General features: G+C 38.7%; 15 protein-coding genes and 1 pseudogene. 8 read left to right on the forward strand and 8 right to left on the reverse strand.

The genetic code is table 11. From position 1 onward, the window contains the following. Positions 1 to 117 precede the first annotated feature (117 nt). The 3 genes from NLF99_RS04060 to NLF99_RS04070 are packed head-to-tail and all read left to right on the forward strand — an operon-like array spanning position 118 to position 6,233. A complete protein-coding gene (locus NLF99_RS04060; RefSeq protein ID WP_254526801.1) occupies positions 118 to 3,222 on the forward strand; it encodes a SusC/RagA family TonB-linked outer membrane protein in 3,105 nt (1,034 codons plus the stop codon). A gap of 8 nt (positions 3,223 to 3,230) precedes the next feature. Continuing rightward, positions 3,231 to 4,709, forward strand: coding sequence for a SusD/RagB family nutrient-binding outer membrane lipoprotein (locus NLF99_RS04065; RefSeq protein WP_254526802.1), 1,479 nt, complete (start codon positions 3,231 to 3,233; stop codon positions 4,707 to 4,709). Between the two features lie 15 nt (positions 4,710 to 4,724). After that, a complete protein-coding gene (locus NLF99_RS04070; RefSeq protein ID WP_254526804.1) occupies positions 4,725 to 6,233 on the forward strand; it encodes an alkaline phosphatase family protein in 1,509 nt (502 codons plus the stop codon). A 563-nt stretch (positions 6,234 to 6,796) separates the two neighbouring features. On the opposite strand, the gene NLF99_RS04075 is transcribed toward NLF99_RS04070, so the two are convergent. The 4 genes and pseudogenes from NLF99_RS04075 to NLF99_RS04090 form a co-directional block, all read right to left on the reverse strand. Further along, complete coding sequence (locus tag NLF99_RS04075; RefSeq protein ID WP_254526805.1) at positions 6,797 to 7,114, reverse strand: DUF892 family protein; 318 nt, start codon at positions 7,112 to 7,114, stop codon at positions 6,797 to 6,799. 591 nt (positions 7,115 to 7,705) lie between these two features. Further along, positions 7,706 to 7,867: a hypothetical protein gene (locus tag NLF99_RS04080; protein WP_254526807.1), complete on the reverse strand. Its 162-nt coding sequence runs from the start codon at positions 7,865 to 7,867 to the stop codon at positions 7,706 to 7,708. A gap of 485 nt (positions 7,868 to 8,352) precedes the next feature. Then, a pseudogene (locus NLF99_RS04085) lies at positions 8,353 to 8,757 on the reverse strand (RNA polymerase sigma factor); the annotation flags it as partial. 613 nt (positions 8,758 to 9,370) lie between these two features. Then, a complete protein-coding gene (locus tag NLF99_RS04090) occupies positions 9,371 to 9,658 on the reverse strand; it encodes a hypothetical protein (RefSeq protein WP_138089460.1) in 288 nt (95 codons plus the stop codon). A 1,068-nt stretch (positions 9,659 to 10,726) separates the two neighbouring features. On the opposite strand from NLF99_RS04090, the gene NLF99_RS04095 reads away from it, so the two are divergent. Genes NLF99_RS04095 through NLF99_RS04105 form a run of 3 tightly spaced genes read left to right on the forward strand, consistent with a single transcriptional unit; the run spans position 10,727 to position 15,802 of the window. Continuing rightward, complete coding sequence (locus tag NLF99_RS04095; protein ID WP_254526809.1) at positions 10,727 to 11,233, forward strand: redoxin family protein; 507 nt, start codon at positions 10,727 to 10,729, stop codon at positions 11,231 to 11,233. A gap of 2 nt (positions 11,234 to 11,235) precedes the next feature. After that, positions 11,236 to 14,430 (forward strand): SusC/RagA family TonB-linked outer membrane protein, encoded by a 3,195-nt coding sequence (locus NLF99_RS04100; protein WP_254526811.1) that lies wholly within the window; start codon positions 11,236 to 11,238, stop codon positions 14,428 to 14,430. Positions 14,431 to 14,440: 10 nt separating this feature from the next. Then, a complete protein-coding gene (locus NLF99_RS04105; protein WP_254526812.1) occupies positions 14,441 to 15,802 on the forward strand; it encodes a RagB/SusD family nutrient uptake outer membrane protein in 1,362 nt (453 codons plus the stop codon). 160 nt (positions 15,803 to 15,962) lie between these two features. On the opposite strand, the gene NLF99_RS04110 is transcribed toward NLF99_RS04105, so the two are convergent. The 4 genes from NLF99_RS04110 to NLF99_RS04125 all read right to left on the reverse strand — a co-directional run bounded on the left by NLF99_RS04110 (position 15,963) and on the right by NLF99_RS04125 (position 19,232). Next, complete coding sequence (locus tag NLF99_RS04110; protein WP_254526814.1) at positions 15,963 to 16,325, reverse strand: hypothetical protein; 363 nt, start codon at positions 16,323 to 16,325, stop codon at positions 15,963 to 15,965. Between the two features lie 237 nt (positions 16,326 to 16,562). After that, on the reverse strand, positions 16,563 to 17,546 hold the full coding sequence (locus tag NLF99_RS04115) for an AraC family transcriptional regulator (protein ID WP_254526816.1): 984 nt from the start codon (positions 17,544 to 17,546) through the stop codon (positions 16,563 to 16,565). A 49-nt stretch (positions 17,547 to 17,595) separates the two neighbouring features. Then, a complete protein-coding gene (locus tag NLF99_RS04120; RefSeq protein WP_254526818.1) occupies positions 17,596 to 18,291 on the reverse strand; it encodes an ATP-binding protein in 696 nt (231 codons plus the stop codon). Then, positions 18,288 to 19,232 (reverse strand): AvrD family protein, encoded by a 945-nt coding sequence (locus tag NLF99_RS04125; protein ID WP_254526820.1) that lies wholly within the window; start codon positions 19,230 to 19,232, stop codon positions 18,288 to 18,290. The genes NLF99_RS04120 and NLF99_RS04125 overlap by 4 nt, the downstream gene beginning before the upstream one ends. A gap of 246 nt (positions 19,233 to 19,478) precedes the next feature. Here NLF99_RS04125 and NLF99_RS04130 point away from each other — a divergent pair, with 246 nt between their 5' ends. Both NLF99_RS04130 and NLF99_RS04135 read left to right on the forward strand, forming a co-directional pair. Continuing rightward, entirely contained in the window at positions 19,479 to 20,453 is a 975-nt protein-coding gene (locus NLF99_RS04130) for a hypothetical protein (RefSeq protein WP_254526822.1), read from the forward strand. A 202-nt stretch (positions 20,454 to 20,655) separates the two neighbouring features. Further along, positions 20,656 to 21,690: a hypothetical protein gene (locus NLF99_RS04135; RefSeq protein WP_254526824.1), complete on the forward strand. Its 1,035-nt coding sequence runs from the start codon at positions 20,656 to 20,658 to the stop codon at positions 21,688 to 21,690. Positions 21,691 to 21,771: the final 81 nt, after the last annotated feature.

Below are 21,771 nucleotides of genomic sequence, written 5' to 3' on the forward strand. Positions count from 1 at the left end.
AATTTTATCAAAAAAATGAAAATTAGACCTTTAATGAAACATGGAAATCAAGCCTTCGTTTTGCTTCTTTTGTTGCTCTGTTGTTGCGCGCCAATTTATGCGCAAAATAAAGCAGTTATGAGTGTGCTTGTCCACGATAGACAAGGAAATCCTTTAAGTAATTCCTCTGTTTTATTAAGTAATGCAGACCTGCAAATTAATACAACTCGATCAACCGACGAGCATGGCTTAGTCGTATTTGAAGGACTTCAGCCTCATGGAAAATATTGTGTGAAGGTGTCTTTCACGGGTTATACAGGAAAAAGACAATGTGATATTATTGTGAAGCCAGCAAATCGGACCAACCTTGTCATCAAGCTTGATCAAGAAGAGATACAAAATATTGACGCTGTTGTGGTAACTGCCTTGGGGATAAAAAGAGAAGATAAATCGCTAGGATATTCTACCCAAACGGTCGATAATGCAGCACTAACAGAAACGAAGACGAATAACTGGACCAGCGCTTTATCTGGAAAAGTTGCGGGATTAACTATCCAAGGGGTTGGTGCCGGGCCGATGGGTTCCAATAGGATAACGCTTCGAGGAGAATCCTCTCTAAATTTAAATAACAATCAAGCGCTCGTTGTCATAGATGGGGTTCCCCTCAGCAGTAAGATTACGGGCACGGGTTTTAATTCTTATTTATCTCAGGATAGCCCTGTCGACTTTGGATCAAATATCAGCAACGTAAATGCTGATGACATTGATAATGTGACCGTGTTAAAAGGGCCGGCTGCAACGGCATTATACGGAAGTCGGGCCGCAGCAGGCGCACTAATTATTACGACAAAATCTGCGAAGCGAAAAGAGAGAGGAATAGGCGTTAGTCTCAATTCGAATACGAGCTTGGAGGAAGTGAACCGCTGGCCTGATTATCAATTTGAGTATGGAGAAGGTAGACAAGACAAATATTACTCTTATGGGAATACCGTGGATGGAGCTAACACAAGTACAACTGTTGGTGCAGGACGAGGTTTCGGACCTAAATTCAATGGGCAAGAGTATTTTCAATACGACCCGAGTACGCCCGATGGAATAGCGACAGTAAGAACCCCATGGGTCGCCCAAAAAGATTATATTTCGGGCTTCTTTCAACGCGGTTTAACAAGCAGCAATAATATATCCGTTGAAGGTGGAAATGAAATCAATGGTGCTAGAGCGTCATTTACTTACCTTAAGAATACGTGGATTCTTCCGAATACCGGATTTGAGAGAATGAATGTGTTATTTAATGCCAATCAACAATTATCCAAACGGCTAAAAGTTTCTGGTAGATTTAACTACAGCAATAATAAAAGTGACAATCTCCCTTCCGCAGGATATAATAACCAGACTTTGATGTATTTCTTAATATTAGGTACAGCGCCTAATATTAAACCGGAATGGTTTAAACCCTATTGGGTTCCTGGGAAAGAAGGAGTAGAGCAATATAGGCCTTTCAATTCTGGTCCTGACAATCCCTATGTTATTCTTTATGAAATGTTGAATAAAATGAAGAAGCATAATCTTGTAGGAAATATTTCTGCAACTTATGAATTCTCCCCAACAGTAAACCTGATGCTTAGAAGTGGTTTAGATTTTTCGAATGAAGAGCGATCTCAACAGCGGCCTTTTAATATGACGAAATTTCCGAAAGGAATGTACCGTGAACAGGGTCTTAATAATTACGAGTCGAATAGTGATTTTCTACTTTCTTATGTTCCTAAGTTAGAATCCGATTTTAAGTATAATATTTCCTTAGGTGGAAATTATATGTCGCAGTATTATAATTTGAAATCAATGAATGCCGACCAATTAGCACAACCGGGAATTTACCAGCTGTCCAACAGTTTAGACCCAGTTGTACCGCAAAGCGATAGACAGGAAAAAGCTATTGCTAGCTTATATGCTTTTGGTCAGTTGTCGTATAAGGAAATGATATTTTTAGATGTTACGGGACGGAATGACTGGTCCAGTACGTTGCCTTCAGGAGAGCGATCGTTTTTTTATCCATCTGTGAACAGCAGTTTTATCTTAAGCCAGCTTTTTAAAATGCCGGACGTTATTTCTTTTGCTAAAGCTCGACTCTCTTGGGCACAGGTGGGAAATGATACCAGCCCCTATCAAACGGCTCGATATTACAATCAAATATATGGTAACAACCTAACCAACCAACGGGTATTATTTAATCCTAACTTGAAACCAGAAATTACAACAAGTTATGAGGCAGGCTTGGATTTAAGGTTCCTAGATGGAAGAGTAGGCGCTGATATGTCGATCTATATGAACAACAGTAGGAACCAAATCCTTGCTACGCCCGTCGATCCCGTTTCAGGCTATAACAGTGCCCTGATTAATGCCGGACTTATAAATAGTAAAGGTATTGAGCTGGTCTTGAATGGGCAACCCATCTTGAACGATCAATTTAAATGGAAATCTGCTGTCAATTGGGCTCTTAATCGGAGTTATGTTAAGGAATTGGCCCCAGGAATCAATACTCAAATTATCTACAATAATGCTGGTGTCGTGACCATCGAAGCACGCCCAGGAGCGCGAATGGGGGATATGTATGGACGTGGATTTCTAAGAAATGAAATTGGACAGATTATTTATAATGAAGCCGGATTACCGGAACTCGACACCGAAGTAAAGAAATGGGGAAATGCATTTGCAGATTGGAAAATGGGGTTTAGTAATGACTTTACCTATAAGTCTATAGGTTTACACATCCTTTTGGACATGCAAAAAGGCGGAAGTATTTATTCCTTGACAAATTATAAAACTAATGAATTAGGAAAAGTGAAGACTTCTCTTCCGGGACGCGAAGGGGGAATCGTAGGCGATGGCGTTGTTCCACAGGCCGATGGGACGTATAAGCCAAATGATAAGTCGGTGAGTGCGTTGGTTTATTATCCGACTTATTATTCGATGAGTAATTTGGAGACCAATATATTTGATGCCAGCTTCCTAAAAATAAGAGAAGTTAGGCTATCCTATACATTTCCGGTTAATCTATTAAAGCAATTCAAACTTTCAAACGCTTCGGTATCACTTTGGGGAAGAGATCTTTTCAATTTCACCTCCTTTCCGGCATTTGATCCCGAGGGTGGAAATTTAAATAATGGAACTGTTACGCCGGGCGTCGAGCTGGCCCAATTCCCATCGGCTAGAAGTATGGGAGTTAATTTAAGCATAGGATTTTAGTATTTACGATGATGAACATAAGAAGAAGATTTATTTCCGTTTTGATGTTTGCACTTTGTCTTTTCAGTGCGTGCGATAAAACCTTTAATGACCTCAACACCGATCCAAATCGGCCGAAAGAGGCTACTCCGGGTGTATTGTTAAGTCAATTACAATACAGAATTGTGACTTCAAAAATGAATGAAGCGAAGAACTTCACCCATATTTTGATGCAAGTACAGGCGCCCCGAGCAAATCCAAATATCAATAGCGTTATGCGATGGGATGTTCGTAGTAGAGATAATATTTGGGAAAGTTATTATGCAGCGCTCTTAGATACGGAGGATTTGTATGGGATATCGAAAAGGTTGGAACAGCCTAATTATATGGGAATTGCACTTGTGTTGAAAGCTTATATGTATTCCATTCTAACTGATGCATATGGTGATATTCCATGTTTGGAGGCGACGAAAGGGATGGATAAGAATTTCCTTCCGAAATTTGATAAACAACAAGTTGTTTATGAGCAAATGTTGAATTGGTTAACGGAAGCTAACACACTCTTTGAAACGGATAAGCCTTTAGCATATGGGGGAGATTTGATTTTCGACGCCCAAAGTTCAGCAGCGAACATGTTGAAATGGAAGAAGTTTGCTAATTCGTTAAAATTAAGGTTGTTAGTTAGGATTCAAGGTCGGGAAGCGGAAATGAAGGTGAGATCTAAAATTGAAGAAATATTAAATAAACCGAAAGATTTTCCAGTATTTGAATCCAATGCCGACGAAGCCATCTTGGCTTTCCCAGGTAATTTTCCTTATTTTAATCCATATTATAATTCCAGAACATTCGACTGGAGAGACAATGATTACTTCACGACCTTTTTCATAAAAACTTTAAATGAAACCAACGACCCACGGTTAAAGCTATGGGCTCGGACTGTAAAAAAAGGTGACAAAGCAGTATTTCAAGGTATCCCGAGTGCATATCCCTTAGAACAGGAGTTTGATGTAAATGCAAATTCCAATCTCAGCGATGTACTTAAAACTTTCTCGAATATGGGTATTTTACAAACCTATGCGGAGGTGGAGTTTATGAAAGCGGAGCTTGCACTGAAGAACTATAAAACCAATGATACGGAGGAGAACCATTACAATAATGCCATTCTAGCTTCTTTAAAACAATGGAAAGTTGACATTCCTGAAGATTTTCTGAAGCATTCCATTATTAAATATAAGAGTGGCGGAACTGTCGATGAAAAGATGGATCAAATCTTTTTGCAAAAGTACTATGCTAGCTTTTTTGTAGATTATCAGTCATGGTTCGAATACAGAAGAACCGGATACCCTAAACTTGAAAAGGGTCCCGGCATACCATCTTCTAGGACTTTCCCCACGCGAATACCTTATCCAACTTACTTGCAATCTTTGAACGCCGAGAACTTAAAAGCCGCGGTGCAACAAATGGGGGGTGACGATTGCACTATTAAAGTTTGGTGGGACAACAAGTAAACTAACATTATCCATATGAAAAAAAATATCATCAAGTTTTTAATTTGCGGTACCCTAGGTTTAGCGTCAGCTTTTTCGACTTTGTTCGCTCAAACGAAGTCTATTGTTATCATTTTTGATGGTCTGAGACCCGATTTTATCAATCAGGAGCATATGCCGAATCTATTTGATCTGGCAAATAAAGGGAGTGTTGCCTTAAATAGCCATAGCGTTTTCCCAACAGTGACGAGATTGAATTCTGCATCGCTTTCGACGGGATCTTATCCTGAAAAACACGGTATTCTCGGGAATACGATTCATATTGCAGATGTTGATGCGCGAAAAAATTATAATACCGGAAACAAAAGCGATTTGGAAATAGTGAAAAAGCAGTCCAAATTGGGGTTGTTATCTAATTTGACGGCCGCTGAATTACTCAGACAGGAAAATAAGACACTCGCAGTGTACAGCTCTGGATCTTCGGGCCAGGCTTTCTTACAGGACCCTCAGGAAAAAGGCTGGACAGTTAATCCGGAGTTTATTTTTCCGCTTTCTTTCCGAGATTCCGTTTTCCAAACGATAGCTTCTATTGAATCACAAAAGCAACCTAAATTTGCGAATCATAAATGGGTGGTAGATGCTTTTTTGACTTTTGGTTTAGATAAGAAGCCTGCGGATATCACGACCGTATGGCTTTCAGAACCGGATTCAAAGCAACATGGATTTGGAATTGGATCACCAGAAGCTTTGGAGGCGATAAAATTTATGGATGAGCAGCTAGGACGCATTCTTCTTGCTATTAAAGAAAAGGGATTGGAAGACAAAGTTAATGTCTTAGTCAGTGCCGATCATGGATTTATAACATACGCGGGCGAACATACCGTTAAAAGCATGCTAGAGGAAGAAGGCTTTGGAGACGACCTTAGTAATGGAAAAATAGTAATGGCAGATGGGGCGATCTTTGTGAAAGATAAAGACCAAGCAAAAGTGGAAAGGATAGTAAAGTTATTGCAAAAGCAGCCCTGGATTGGTCCAATCTTTACGAAATCTAAAAATGATACTGATTTAAAAGGAAGTGTAGATGGCACTTTTTCATTTGCAAGCATTCATTGGAACCACCCGGATCGCGCCGCGGATATCCTAGTAACGTATAGTTGGGATGACGCTCCAAATGAATTTGGATATAAAGGCTCGGCATACAATAAGAGCGGAGGAGCTGCAGGACATGGTGGTATTAGTTCGTTTGAAATTAATACTAACCTCGTGCTTTATGGTCCTTCATTCAAAAAAGCGTATCAATCCACGGCCCCTACATCTTATATTGATATTATGCCTACCTTGTTTTCCGTTTTAGGAGTTAAAAATAAACACCCTATGCAAGGAAGAGTGCTTGCTGAATTTTTTAAAAATAAAAATGTAGATGCAAATAAGGTAAAGCAGTATATCGAAACCGCACAGAATAAAGAAAAGAATTATACAGTTGAATTGAAGTTTAGCGAAATCGATGGACATAAATATTTGGACTACGGACGGAGGGTAAAATAGTTAGTTTGCTAAAGTTAATTGTTTATAATTCTGCTCTGATTTCTAGTAAAATGAAACTCTAATCCAAATTAAGATTCATAGTATTGATAAATGTTAATTTAGATATAAGTATAGATATCAAACAATTCATCAATTAATTGTTTAATATATCAGCAAGGTTACGACGAAAACCTCCTGATTATGACGAAAAGCTTAATTTGGAAAGGACTTTATTATGATTCACTTGAATATCTGAATTCTACAATTCGGAACAAGTAGGGTTTATTGAAACTTTGGCATTTAGATTATTCAAGCTTTCATACTAGTTGGTAAATAATTTCCATATATTATTTCGATTTATCGATTTTCACCCTTAATTAAGTATGTTGATTTTTAGCTATGTAGGTTTTTTAATCCATGTTTTAACCAAATACGCATATAAGGAGGATTGGTGAGACTTTTTGTATATAATTTTCGCATAACCAGATGTTAGTGGCAACCTTGCTGAAACGTACCAACAGACAAAAATGACAGAAATGACAGAAATTAAGATTAAAAAAATAACTCTTGATGACATTGACCAATTACAGAAAATTGGCAAGGGTCCCATAGGTTGCAATCTCATAATGCTCTACTTTCTGGGAAGCGGCGATTATTCCCGCATCACGCACAGTGCCGGGTTCTGTGTCTCCCATAATACTTTTACCTTCTTCTAAGATTCCGGACATAGTATCACATTTCTCTTCCTTCGCCTTAATTCCGATCGATCCAAAAACTTCTTCCAGTCTACTGTCATGTTCTTTGGTCTCTTCAAGATGAGAAGATATTGCTATTTTCAGTTTTTGCGATGTAGCATTTTTTTCCATTTTAGGGAGCGATTTTACCAATGATCGTTCAAACATTTTCTTCAGCGCGGTAATTCTTGTTAAATTTTACTTTAACATATATTTTACAATTAAAACATTAATTAATTTTTATCAATTCCTTAACAGGAATATAACAACAAACATTTAGCTTTCAATCGATTAAACTCTTTGTAAAAATGGCGTTTAATTATGCGTGTTGTTACATGTATTTTGATCATACTTAGAAAGACAAAATAATTCCATAGTTTGGGCGTTTTATTTTACTAAATCCTAAACCTTATCTTTTCTAAGGTAATGGTCTTTAATTAATTCAAATTTTTTAGAACTATTGTATGAAGATTATTAGTTTAAAAAGCACTGCACTGAGCCAACCACATCCATTATGTCCACATTGTGGGGAAGCATATCTTTATTCCCGCGTTCGTAGACCTTGGTGGGTGAAATCATTTTTGTTTTTTTTGCCAGTAAAGAGCTCTTCTTGCAATCAATGCAACAAGAGCTCGTATATTTTACGAGACAAAGTTTAATGGGTTATCACACTAACGCTCATCAATAACTTTAACAAATTTTATTAAAAGAATTATCGTATAAAGTTCCTGTCTTCAATATTAAGATATCGCCAAGTACTTAATTAAGATCATAGCAATTTAGTATACCTGGCAATCTATTCCTCTTAGCCCAATAAATATCCTTTAGGCCGTCCTCGAATAACTCATTTAAATCTTTAGCCGCGCTTGGCTTAGCTTTAACTTTATTATCCTTTGGAGTAGGTTTTGTAGTTGTTGCCATGATAAATATTGTTAAGATTGTTTGATTAAATAACATCGGATGCTCATAGTCGTTCTGAAATACCGAGTTATCCGAGCTTTTGTAGGTTTTAGATAAAAGTAATGAAGATTATATCCTGGAGATATAAATTGGGGAAGGACATATTTTTAGGCGACTTCAAACATATTACCGATGAACTGTTTATATTGTAAAGGTGCATTAATAGTCCAAAACCCCATGCCACCTATATCCCCACTATAGGTGGCACATTTTTTTTATTATCCCGAATTGAATATATAGAAGGGGACTGCAGACAAGAGCCAGGTCTTATTTGGCTATCTCTGGGACTCTCTAGTGCTAAATTTATTTTACGGTAATCAAAAGTATTTTATATGGCGGTCAATTAATAATTTTTTCTATTTTAATAGAAATTACCCCTCCCATAGAGAATATTTTTAGCGGAAAGAGGTCCTAAGTTTTATCTTAGGGCCTATACTCTATATAAGTTAAGAAAATCTATAGCTTTTAAGTTTTTCCTGCAAAAGTTTTCTAGCGCTGTGTATTCGGGTTTTGACGGTACCTTCCGGTATGCCTAAGTGCTCTGCTATTTCATAGTATTTATAACCTTCAAAGAACATTATGAAAGGTAGATAATATTTTTCATGTATCGACATTAGAACTGAATCTATGTCTTGACCCAAAAAATTGTCTATACTTTTGTTTTGGCTCTGCTGTTTTGTGGGGTCAGAAGCGGGGAGGACGGTTGATGCGTAATTTCTTTCCACTCCATTTTTACGGCACCTATTAATGAAGATATTCTTCATGATCGTATAGATCCAGCCCAAAAGATTTGTGCTTTCCTCAAATTTTTCCTGATATCGAATGACCTTCATGAGGGTATCCTGGAGGAGATCGGTAGACTTCCCCGTTTTATTCTAAAAGTTTAAATTATTAATTCTATTTTCAAAATGCTCATCAGTATTTTTTTTCATTTACGTTTCATAAGTTAGTGCTTTATTCCAAATAGTTTTGGTGAAGGGTAGAGCGGGCGTCGAATTTATTTTGACGCCCGCTTATCTGTTCCTTACTTATTTACATTTATCAAAGCTCTAACCTTTGAAAAAGTTACACAGGTAAGCTTTTGATATCGCCAATTAGACTGTTATACTTTTCCTTTTCTTTAGCATTAGTCGCACCTAATTTCGCATAATTAATTGCTATTGATTTATTCAGAGGTCAGAAAGTTAGCTATTCGCAAATAATAAACGGAGATATACCTGTGTTAATTGAATCCACTATCCAGGACATTAAAAATATCGGTAATATAACTCTTACGGTAGTAAACCTCCTTCAGAAGGTTTTATTAAAAAGCCGGAAGTTATATACTTTTTGCTTTTGGAATATCAATAACGCTCTCTGACCAAACTTCATCGTTGATAAGTTATAGGATGCATTATAATGATAAGAATTATCTTACGTAAGAAAAATTCCTAAAATATTATTTGTTAGATTCATTAATTAAAGCTATTTCTTAGAATACTTAGTTCGTAGATACTCTTCAAATTGTGAAAAAAAATCAGAAAGAGGGATTTCGGCGTATTTGCAAATTTTGAAAATAGTTGAGAATGGCACATCATATCCTTGACTTTTAGTTAATTTTGTGATTGTTGTTCTACCAATAGATGTAAGATCTTCATATTGCCGGATAGTCGGTTTATTCCCGTTAATTTTGATTGGTTCTAGAAACTTGATTCTAATAAAATTCAATAATTCATTTTCAAAATCTACATTTTGTTCATCTTTAAATTTCATCAATAAAAATTTTTAAAAAAAACTTGTCCGCTTTAGCGGTCAAATCAGAATAATTACTTATCTTTGTAAGAGTTATTTATTAAAGCGACAATTACTAAAGGAAATCCTTTAGCAACGATGTCACTCATAGTCGAAAACCGCTATTTTCCTTATGAGTTGAACTTGGTGTCGCCTTATTATTGGATTCAAATTATATTTATATATTTGAGCCAATAAGGCGCTCCATGTCAGTCTCTGTGGAACCTTGATTGATCAAGGTGGTCCTAGCGGTACCTCGACCTGAGCATTGGAGTGTCTTTTTGGTTTTCGTTCCAATAGTCATTTTCCTCAGTTTCAAGAGTGCCCATCGTTATCATAAACCAAAAAAATTATGGTACGATTTACAACCACCAAGAAAATTTGCACCAATAAGATTCCGAATTATAGTTGCCGGTTTTCTCGTAAACAACAAACAAAGAACATTTTTTGCAGTCCTGAATAGAATATAACTTTAAGGAAAAGGGTGGATTTGGGTACTTATGGCTTATAAAAGTCATAACACCAAATATGCAAGAGATTAAAAATCCCTGTGGTAATAATCCCAATGGGAAATTTTCTTTTCTACCTCTTTTCTTAACCGACCTTCTATAAACTGACAGCGCATGGTTGTGAGGAAATAAGTGGATCGGTAGTTTTATTATATTCTGACACAATAAATCTAACTATTCTTTTCCACTATCCCAAGCGGACTGTGTTATGGTTTACTCCTTAAATAGGAGTGAAGGTCGGTTCTTTTTGTTTTTACTGAAGCTAAAGTGATGTATTGATCAGGACTATTGTTCCATGCCTTGAAATGCATCTTGTTGGTTTTCAGCTGTACTGTTTTAATCTCCAAACGCATTATTGAATTTGTAATTCCGATTTAACCTATTAATTATGACAGATCCAAATTTATATAGATTAGGTTCCATAACCCGATCTAAACAAACTATTAATCTCGAATTTTGGTTTCCCAAAGCCCCATTAATTCTATTAAGTGGGGTAATACTATTGTTTCATATATTGTTTAGTTGTCCGGTCAAGGCGCAGGTGTCTTCTATAGAGCCTGCGTCTACGGATGTAAAGTATTTGCCAATCTTGAGAGTCGGAGAGAAGGTTCCCCCAGAATTCTGGGAAATAAAGCACCTGCTATTCGAGAATGGACAAACGCGAGAAATTACCTTAAAAGAGTTCAAAGGGAAGCTGTTGATCCTTGACTTTTGGTCCACAACATGCAGCATCTGCCTGAAACACCAAAACGAGATTTCCCACTTTAAGGAAAAGTACAAAGACCGGTTGGCCGTTGTTATGGTCAACCCATTAAAAAGCTACGATAACCTTTCCATCCTTCAAGAGAAGATTGAAGAGCCTTTTTTTAAGTCTTTCGGAATCACCAAGTCCAATTTTACAAGCATCGTTGAAGATGAATATCTTCAATCGCTGTTTCCATCAAAGGGCTATCCTCAATATGTATGGATCAACTCGGCTGGATATGTACAATTGATCACCTTCAGGAACCTGCTGGACCGGAATTATTCTTCACCCTATATCGACTGATCATGAGAATATTAATAGTATGGTTAATACTTGTGTTGGCACATAATCAAGTTTTAGCCCAGACGATTTTACAAGGGCAGGTCCTGGATAAGCACTTATTGGCAATCGAAGGTGCTACAGTGAGTATATTGGGAAAACCAAGGCTTGTTAAATCGGAAAAAGATGGGCAATTTACAATCAATAGTCCGATCGAGTCAGGAAAACTTATGGTTTCCAAACAAGGGTTTAAAAATTCCTTCATATCATTTAAGGGAAGAATGGAAGGTATAGTAATAGTTCTTGCAGATTCTTTAATTGCCGTTGAAGAGATCAAAATAGTTCATACCGGATACGAATCGCTTCCTAAGGAGCGATCTACCGGAAGTTTTGCTAAAATTTCAGCAGACGATATCACCCAAAGAATCGGCACGAATTTGATAGAGAGTATTGGGGGGTATATGCCCAGTTTGCAAGTTGAAACTCGACATGGTGAAACCGATCTCCATGTTCGAGGGCTTAGCTCGTTTGATCTGGCGATGAGCAAACCGCTAGTAGTGGTCGATAATTTTCCGTATGAAGGCGATCTTGAAGACATCAATCCTAATGATATAGAATCGGTAACATTGCTCCGAGATGCCTCTGCTACTAGTATTTGGGGGGCAAGGGCAGGCAATGGGGTATTGGTCATTACGCGTAAAAAGGGAAGGGCTGGAAAGGCCGAAATGACCTTGCAATCCAGAACACGTATTTCATCCAAACCAGATATCTATGCATATCCTAGCTTAAAATCATCAGAATTTATTAACGTGGAGAGGATGTTGTTTGATGAAGGCTTCTATGATGGTCTATTGGATCCACTTTCTAACAAGTATACCATTATTTCACCTGTTGTCGATCTACTGGCTGAACATCGGAGCGGGAAGCTAACAGATCAGGTCTTACAGGAAGAATTGAAGAGGTTGGGGACCAAAGATTATAGAGATGAACTTTATAAGCATCTTTTTCGTAATCCTTTTCTTCAGGAAACTACCTTTGGGATATCATCATCACTAAGCAAGCTCAATTATCGCGGGTCAATTGGGCACCATCAAATTATTGGCAACAAGGTAAATGAAAGTTCAAATCGGATTACACTAAGCAATCAGCTCAATTATGCGCCCAGTCCCAATTGGATTGTTAGTTTAGCCTTGGATCAGACCCATTCAACAGAACAGTTCATGCTCCAGGGGGAGGATTTCCCACTTAGGATTGGTGGGGGACGTTCTTATTTATATCCCTATGCTGAGCTGGCTGACGTCAACGGAAATTTTCTTTCTGTTCCCAAAGGCTACAACCAACATTATTTAGGTATGCAACAGGGGACTGGTTTATTGGATTGGAATTATTATCCCTTAATGGAACTTGACCGATCACTTGGTAGGACTCCTTCCTCCCATTTTCTTGGAAATCTATCCATACAATGGAAACCAACTACTTGGCTGCAGACCGAACTGATGTACGGATTGGAAAATCAAAAGGATGGAAGCGATATGCTTTATGGCGCGAATTCCTATTATGTGAGGGACTTGGTGAACACCTATAGTAACATGATGGGTCAGGGATTGACAAATGCCATTCCTCAGGGTAGCATTTTAGATCAGGGCAGTGGATCGATGAGAAGTCAAAAGGGCAGAGGAATGGTCCGAATCGATCAATCCTGGAACGAAAACCATGAAATCCATGGTCTGATTGGAATGGAATTCAGCCAAACGAGACGGGAGACGATTGCTTCTCGAGTGTACGGTTACAATGAAGATTTGCGAACCTCCCAGCCTGTTGATTATGTTACTGTTTTCCCGACCTATGACGGTCTGCTGGGAAGCCAGCGGATCCAATATGGGAACTCAATCACAGAATTCAATAATCGATTTGTATCTGTATTTGCCAATGCCTCCTATACCTACCAAAGTAAATACACCCTGAGCGGTTCAGCCAGGAGGGATGCATCCAATGTTTTTGGTGTCAATACAAATAATAAATGGAACCCGCTCTGGTCAGTAGGTTTTGCATGGAACATGCATCGGGAACCATGGTTTGGGGAGGCGAGTTGGCTGGAGTCGCTGCGACTCAAAGGAAGCTATGGTCACAGTGGAAACGCCGGTGGAATTTCGGCAACAAGACCAATCCTAAGATATGTAAGCCCCAGCACGGAATGGATCAATAGCTACCCCAGGGCACAGGTCACCTCACTTCCGAATGCAAATTTGAAGTGGGAAGATGTGGGAATGAAGAACATTGGCATGGAGTTCTCGATATTCAAGGGTTTGTTGAAAGGTTCCTTCGAATATTTTGTAAAGCATTCGACCGACCTTCTCTCGGAAAATTACATGGATCCAACCAAGGGATTTTCCAGAGCGACCATGAATATTGGGAGAATGAAAGGAAGTGGATATGATGCGGAACTGGGTGTAAGGTTAGCCTCTTCGGTCCTAACGTGGTCAAGTACGCTGAATTTTTCAAAAAATCTTTCGAAGGTAACAGACTATCAGGGGGCATCCGAAAGAGCTTCATTTTACACATCGAACACAGGAAAAAGGATGAACCCACGGGAAGGGCTGAGTCCCTATCCGGTCTTTGCCTATCGTTTTGCGGGTCTTGAGGCACAAACTGGAGATCCCCAGGGGTTTTTGAATAATGAACCGTCAATCGACTACCGAAAGCTGCTCGCAGATTCGGTCAATAGGTTGCACTATTTTGGATCATCAATGGCACCCTATTTCGGGAGCTGGCGCAATGCACTTGGAATCAAAAAGTTTCTACTGTCATTTCTGGTTTCATATAAATTCGGTCACTTCAAACAAAGCGAGACCATTAATTACAGTGCGCTCTTCAATTCCTATGTCGGGCATCCGGATTTTGAGGATCGATGGCGACAGCCTGGGGATGAATCGGAAACGACCATTCCGAGCATGAAATATCCGGCCAATACGAATAGGGATAAATTTTATGCAGAATCGGAAGCTAATATTATTCGAGCTGATTTTATCCGCTTACAGGACATCAGCCTTTCGTATCCTTTGGATATCAAACTGGGCAACAAAATTACTAACATGACCATAACTGGACAAGTTAACAATGTCGGTGTGCTTTGGAAAAGAAATAAAAAAGGTATCGACCCAGAAAATTATCCAATTCCGGCTTCACGAAATTTTGGCCTTTCTGTCCGTTTACTGTATTAATCCGATGAATATGAAAACACATTTTTTAGTATTTGCATCCATGCTCATTATATTATGTAGCTGCGATCATTTTCTGGATATCAAGCCTGACCAATCGATCGCTATTCCCGAAAACATTTCTGATGTTAGGGCAATTTTGGACCAACAATCTGAAATCAACGATAATTTCCCTGGATTGATGGATTTGGCGGGTGATGATTATTTTGTTGATTTTACGACTTGGCAATCAAAACCTGTCGATGACCAAATGCTTTACATTTGGGATGGAAGTGCAACGACGGAAGATCCCCTGACCTGGAACGAATCTTATGGGGCAATCCTTATAGCGAATGTTGCGTTGGAATCCCTTGATATCTTGGAGTCTGATGGCAAAGACAGATCCGCCATTAACGACCTCAGGGGTGAGGCCCATTTTATTCGAGCAATTCGACTATACCATCTTAGCCAATTGTTCTGCAGGCCTTATGAATCCAGTACCGATAACGATGGACCCGGACTTCCCTTGCGTGAGTCATCGGATCTCAATGCTACCTCCTTTCGAGTAACGGTGGAACAAACATACCAATACATCTTGGATAATTTATCCAAGGCTATTTCATTTCTGCCAAAAAAATCAGCCAGCATTACCCGACCCGGTCTAGATGCTGCGTATGCCCTTCAAGCAAAGGTTTATTTAAGTATGCAGAACTATGAAAAAGCCCTAACCGCAGCTGAGCAAAGCCTGGAAATCCATCCCAATCTGCTGGATTACAACGAGCTTGACTCCAGCCCTTCAAATCCTTTCACCCTGAATAATAAAGAATTGATATATTATGCGCATAATGTAAGTGCAGGGAGGTTAATTACACAGGCCCTGGCCAATGTCGATACGTTACTTTACGATCTTTTTGAAGAGGATGATCTGCGAAAGAAACTGTTTTTTGAACCTAAAAAGAACGGATATATGGCATTCAAAGGTCAGTATTCAGCCAATCAACGAAACCTTTTCGCAGGCTTGGCCACAGATGAGGTCTACCTTATAAAAGCTGAATGCGAAGCCAGGTTGGGTAAAACAAATGAATGTTTGACCACATTGAATACCCTGTTGGAAAAAAGATGGGAGAAAGGAAAATTCCAGAGGATCCAATCCGACTCTTCGGAAAGATTATTGTCGATGGTTCTTTCAGAAAGAAGAAAACAGTTGATGTTCCGAGGAATCCGTTGGGGTGATTTGAGAAGATTGAATCAAGAAACCCGCTTTGAAACCGTCATTAGAAGAAGATTTCCAAACATCGGTGAAGAATATTTGTTACCACCGAGAGATCTGCGCTATACATTTTTAATTCCTATGAAGGTGATTGAATTCTCAGGGATGGAACAGAATCCCAGATAAAATTTTTATTATGTTCGTAGGCAACCTATCTTCACCTTAACAAAAATAGCAGGGCTTTGGCCTTTAGATCAACCCTGAAGGCCAAAGTCCCGCTGTTTTAATTGATTACTTCAAACCTTTTAAAGGTGTGAGCCCGCTCAGAATTAGGCAATTTTGAAATTTAATGACTTCTGAACGATTTAACGGTGCCGTTTGCTGTAGGCTTATTGTTTTCGATGGATTCCAGGGCGTCCTCAATGTCCGCAGTCTGACTGGTGCCCAACATAGGTTGTCCTCCATTATTTGGAGCTTCAATGGTGCATACAGTTTGGGGAGTTCCGCCACATGAACCGGATGTCAGGGTATAGTCTGAAGGCTCTAATGGATCGTCTCCATTAAAGTACCAGACCAAAGGCAAGGCGTCCGAAGTTGTTGAGATTTCTGCATCCATCCTATTTGAATGGGCAAATGCTATTGATAATAAAGCACAAAGAGACAGTCCCAATCCAAGAACTGTGATCTTATTTTTATTTTTTAATTTCATGTTTTAATTGTTTAAGGTTTTCCAGGGCCATATAATAATGGCTTTTTTTTCTCCAATGGAAGGGTCTACACAAATCAGAATGATCCGCATAAACCCTTACTCGGGAATATTGCAAATTTTCTGGTATGTGTCGGTATGCTCAACATGTTTCGTTATTCCTTTGTTCATTCTATTTCAAAAGTAAACAGGATAAAAATTTGATGTTAACCATATCTGGTGCGTAATATTTTTTTACTTTTACGAAATGTGTAGATTTCTATGATGGGAACGGAACTTGCCCATCGTTGTTCCTGAATGTTTTTTGAAAGTTCTGTTCATTGCACTGATGGAACTGAACTTAAACATTATCGATAGTTCCAAAAGGGATATTTCAGTGTCTATCAATAGACCGGAGATCAACTCGAGCTTCTTTTCTTGGATAAACTTTCGGACGGTTGTTCCATACCTTTCTTTGAACAGACGTTCCATTTTGGAGATGGTCAAACCGTTTTTTCTGGCTAACCTTTGGACGAATTGTGTGTCGGCCGTTGCTAAATTTTTCAAGAGGTCACTTTGAACCTGATTGATTTTTTTTATTGTACGATGGATATTGTATTTACCGTGCAATCCTTTGTAAGCTGATAATAAATTGGAGAAACGGACCAAAAGATAATGTATGTAACGAGAGTTGGAGTTTTTCGGAACTTTTAGCAAACTTTTTAAGGACATGATGAAATAATTGTCCATTTTTTGAGGCTTCATTCCATTGATTTTTTTATTGTTGGAACCTGCAACAAAATCTAGCAGCAGACGGTTCCTATGAAAGAGCATTGGAGAAAGCGAGTCAAGTATACTAACGGTATACAGCTCCATCTCCTGATCAAGAAAGATGATATTATAGATATCCTGGCGTGCAAATAATAATATGGTTTCACCATCCTTAAGGTATATTGGATTCGCACCATTTTTTTCAGAATATGCAATCGAACCTTTCATGAGCATCAGAAGGACATATACATTAGTGGTCGATTGTATTGTCAATGAATAACCTTCTTTTGAGGTAATGATATAATGTTCTATCAACAGGCAGTCCTTATCAAAGCTTGCCAATTTTATCTGACAACGTTTTCCTTTTAAGTAGATGTACTCTGAACACGGCAGGGGCATCAGTACTGTGTCTACGATTCCTTTGAGCAGAAGCTCTTTGGAAGTTCTTTCTGGCAGGGTAAGTATAAACTTCATGATACGTTCATTTTAATTTCCAGATTATCCAAGCGATGGGGGGCCAGCCCTACTCCAGGGCTATACGATCGAATTGATCTTTTTTCACTTTTAATGAAAGCATTATCGCTTCTTCCACAGTTATCTTAGATACTATATTAAGGTGATCTAAAATTATACTCAGTCTATTTTCTAATGTTCCGGTGACATATATCGGGGAAATATTAAGGGTTCGATAAGTATTTATGAGCATCCTTTCAGATTCCTCCCTGAATCTTTCAGAAGTCGGACGGTGTCCATCTTCAACAAATGGAAATTCAATGGGAAGATGAAAAAAGAGGTCGTAATTGTTTTTCGTATAGGTCTTTGCCAAACCTTCAAAACCTCTCATCAGCAATTCAAAATCTCTGTACTGTCTGTAGTTCTTTATTTTCTTCCATAACATCGACCACTTGTTCTCATTGGGATAAGCTCCAGTAACCAAACGAGTGCTCCCATAGAGCCATTCCTGCAGAGGACAGCCGTCACTGATGAAACCTGTGGTTAATCCACTTTCCGCTTCCAGTCTATTCTTGAAACGCTCCATGCCCAATCGTAATAATTCAGGATAGGAACACTGTTTAAGATTCTTCCGGGGAAACAGATCAGGTAAGATTTCACGCATGGTTGGTGCATGTGTTGAAGGAATCCCTGTTGCGAAGGATAGAGCCAAGCTTAATGTGGTCTTGCCCGTACAGTAGGTTCCACTGATAGCTATCCGCTTCATAAGTAGGCAATTTTGTGACAAACATTGAACCTCGCATCCATATTTGCAATCTTACTTATGACAGAAAACGAATGGTATGTATGGTCTCCCATTTTGAGCATCTTTCTATCAGAAAGGTTGACCTTAGCCCTGTAATTTTCCCTCTTTTCTGGTCTTTCAAATTTGATATCCATTGACCTCAGCCAAATATTCGGACATTTTTCCCTTTCAGTCTTCAATAACCTAAAGAGCAGGACCTGCATAAGTTGTCCAGTAGTCCCTATAAGATCTGTCAATATGATATGGTCAAATGAAGTTCCCAGACCGCTCAGTTCTTGAAAAAGAGTTGGTGTGGGTTGCATGACACAGGAAATCTTTTCTTGACTCTCATCTATTTTAATTTCTGATATTTCCGTATTTCTATCTCGATAGGATCTGCTGTACATCGTTCCATCTTGGATCGGCCAGTCATTTTCCCTGAGCTTTACCTGGGAAGGGCCCGGGTGGTCCAAAGTGATCCTACAGGTCGTCCTTCCGATCTTTACAACAAGTACCGTAAGCCTCCCGTTAAGTGAATCCAGTGTCAACTTGGAACTCAATTGATGGCATTCCACACAGATCTCTTCAGGATTGGAAGCAATTGTGATCTCTTTATTGATCTTGACCTGGAAATCTCTTGGAAATGCCCTGGCGAGTTCGGATCTCGTCAATCTGGATATTTTCACCATATGTACTTCAGCTAAATAAAGTGCAATTGCGGAATATTCCATGCTGCCCAAATGGGGATTTTCCTGACGTGGCCTGCCCGGCCCCTTATATGATGCAGCAATCACTGAAGTAAAACCATCTTCTGTTAATCTAACCGTGTGCAGATCAAATTCAAAATGTTTGAACCCTTGAGAAAAATACCTTGAATTTCCGTTTCCCAAATAGCTGTCAATCTCTGTGCAATATTTTTCCATGATATGTTATGATTTGTCCATATTGTAAATCTAGATGCTCAAATGGATAATCATTGTTCTATTCCCGTAAAGAATGTTTTATTTTTTACGGGTTTCGTAACTTTAGGGAAAACCATTGGTTTTTATTTATGATATTCATAAAAAACGGGGCCTTTTCGTTAAACTCTATCTATAGACGTAAAATTTTGTTCAGAACATCAAGAACAGATAAATTGAAATTTCCAGTAATAACTAAAATAGCTGATTATGAAAAAACAGACCAAATTGTTCGAAACCATCAAGAGAAAAGTTTTTGGTCCCAAAAAATGGGTCGAAGAGGTCTCAAGTGTTCTTCACATGAGCCATGCTTCAGTTTACAGGAGGGAACGGGGAGAGGTTCCTTTGGATATGGAGCAGGTAGGGATGCTTTTAGATCATTTCGGGATCGATATTGGCGAAATATTTCATGGGCAGGGCGAATATGTCCATTTTCGTTATTTGGATGTTGATGTGAATGATATTGAAAATTATCGGAACTATATAAATGGCATCATAAGGTCCATGGTCGAAACAAGATCTGCAATGAAAAGGGAAATCATCTTCTGTGCGGATGACATTCCGATTTTCCATTTAATGGCCTTTCCCGATCTTACATATTTTAAATTGTACGTTTGGTCTCAATGGATGGGAAATATCGATCACCAGATGCAGTTTGAGGAATTTGTCTACCAGATGAAAAGGAACTATATAGAACCCCTGTTCTTGGAACTCAAAAAGGAATACGAATGTGTATCCTCAAGAGAAATTTGGACAGAAAACACGATAGACCCTTTTCTAAGGCTTCTTGACTATTACGAAAATATTGGGAGTTTTTCAGATCCTGGTTCCCTTGGAAAGCTTTTGGACCAACTTGAAAGTCTAAGAGAAACACTTGAAAAATATACCATAGAAAAGGAAAAAGCTGAGGGCGCTTCTTTTGAACTTTATATAACCCCATTGGATTTCGGTTCGAGCCAAATGGTCAGTATGGTCAACGAAAGATCCGTTACTTCCATTAAGCTGTATACCGTAAACAGTATCATGACCTCCGATTTGAGGTTCCAGGAAAGCAATCTTAGGGTCATTAAGGGAGTGCTATCCAAATCTACCTGTTTGAGCCATACTTCCGAACGTGAAAGAGTTCAGTTCTTCAAGGGATTTCAGTCCAAGATCGATCAATTGAGAAATAAATTGAAAGTGTAGGTTTATAAACAGAATTTTCTCTTTCTATAGATACATTAATATGGTCTACGGACATCAAACTATATTGGAATACAAAAAAGCTTCATATACGGATTTCATTACTGATTTGCAAAACATCCAATCGCATTTAAGACAAGGGGATCTTGATTCACTAGAGGGTATATTCTGTATTTGTGATAGAACGGTCCACAATAGGTCCCCAATGAACTTGGCAATAACTTTGTTCAGGTCAGTCGGTTCTGAAACTGAGATGGTAAGGGAAGCCACGGTACTGATTGCCCTTAGCGACAGCATCTATGGCAATTTTCTGCCTATCAAACGAAATTCCAATATGGGTAACAAAGAATGCCTTCGGTATCAAATATTAAAGCTACTCCATAATATTGAGGATATCCTCGGTGAAATAGATAAGTTGAGCCCAATGATATTCTACTCCCTAAAGATGTCCCGATTCGCTCTATCTCTTTACAAACCACGTATCAAGGCTGAACTTTCCACGATTACCTTTAAGCTTAAACGTGCCGGTATAAGTATAGGATTGACAGAACTAATGGTGAAAACGGTGGGTGACCAACTATGGGACCGGAAAATCACCTATGGACAGATTGACAAAATTGTTAAGGTTTTAAACGGAATAAAAATCATGGAAGGTATTAGCGAAGGGAATATTGAAAAGGTTCTGGTTCTATCGGACCTAGATCCTTCCGAGATAGCAGGCTATTTAATTGACAAATCCAGGGATTCATTGCTTGAAAAAGATTCCCTCTATGACCAAGCGAATGAATTGGTCAATCTTAAGGAAGAAGCAGCTATTCTTTCCGTCCAAATTGGGAAATATCAAGCTAATGAATTTTCAATTACCGCAAAGAAACTGGAATCCTTTTACAGATCCCATGGCTCCATTATATCCAAGAAAATAAAACTTCATAAAAAAGAAGCAAGTGATCAACTGAACTTTCAGGGGAATAGGAAGCTTCAAGTCAACCTGCCAGTATCCCAATTCGGCCTGTTCATAAGACTTGCCATGCAGGTTGGCTGGTTCGGGGAAAGGGAGGTATCAAAAACATTTGAATTCTTTTCCAAGAATTTCTCTACCTCAAGAGCTATGATCATCTCAGCTGAAAGCCTACAGAAGAAATCACTAGATGTAGAATATTCTAATGCCAAGAAAATGAAGGCCCATCTTATCCAAATGATCAACCATTTAAACCAGCACCATAATACCTCCAAACCCTGAAGGAAATGAATGCAACATAACATCCTAATCAAGATTTATTTTCAATTTTATCTATTCTTCTAGATCCCCTAAAAACCCACT

Origin of the sequence: Sphingobacterium sp. LZ11T8, from assembly GCF_024261425.1 — a bacterium.
Classification (GTDB): Bacteria; Bacteroidota; Bacteroidia; order Sphingobacteriales; family Sphingobacteriaceae; genus Sphingobacterium.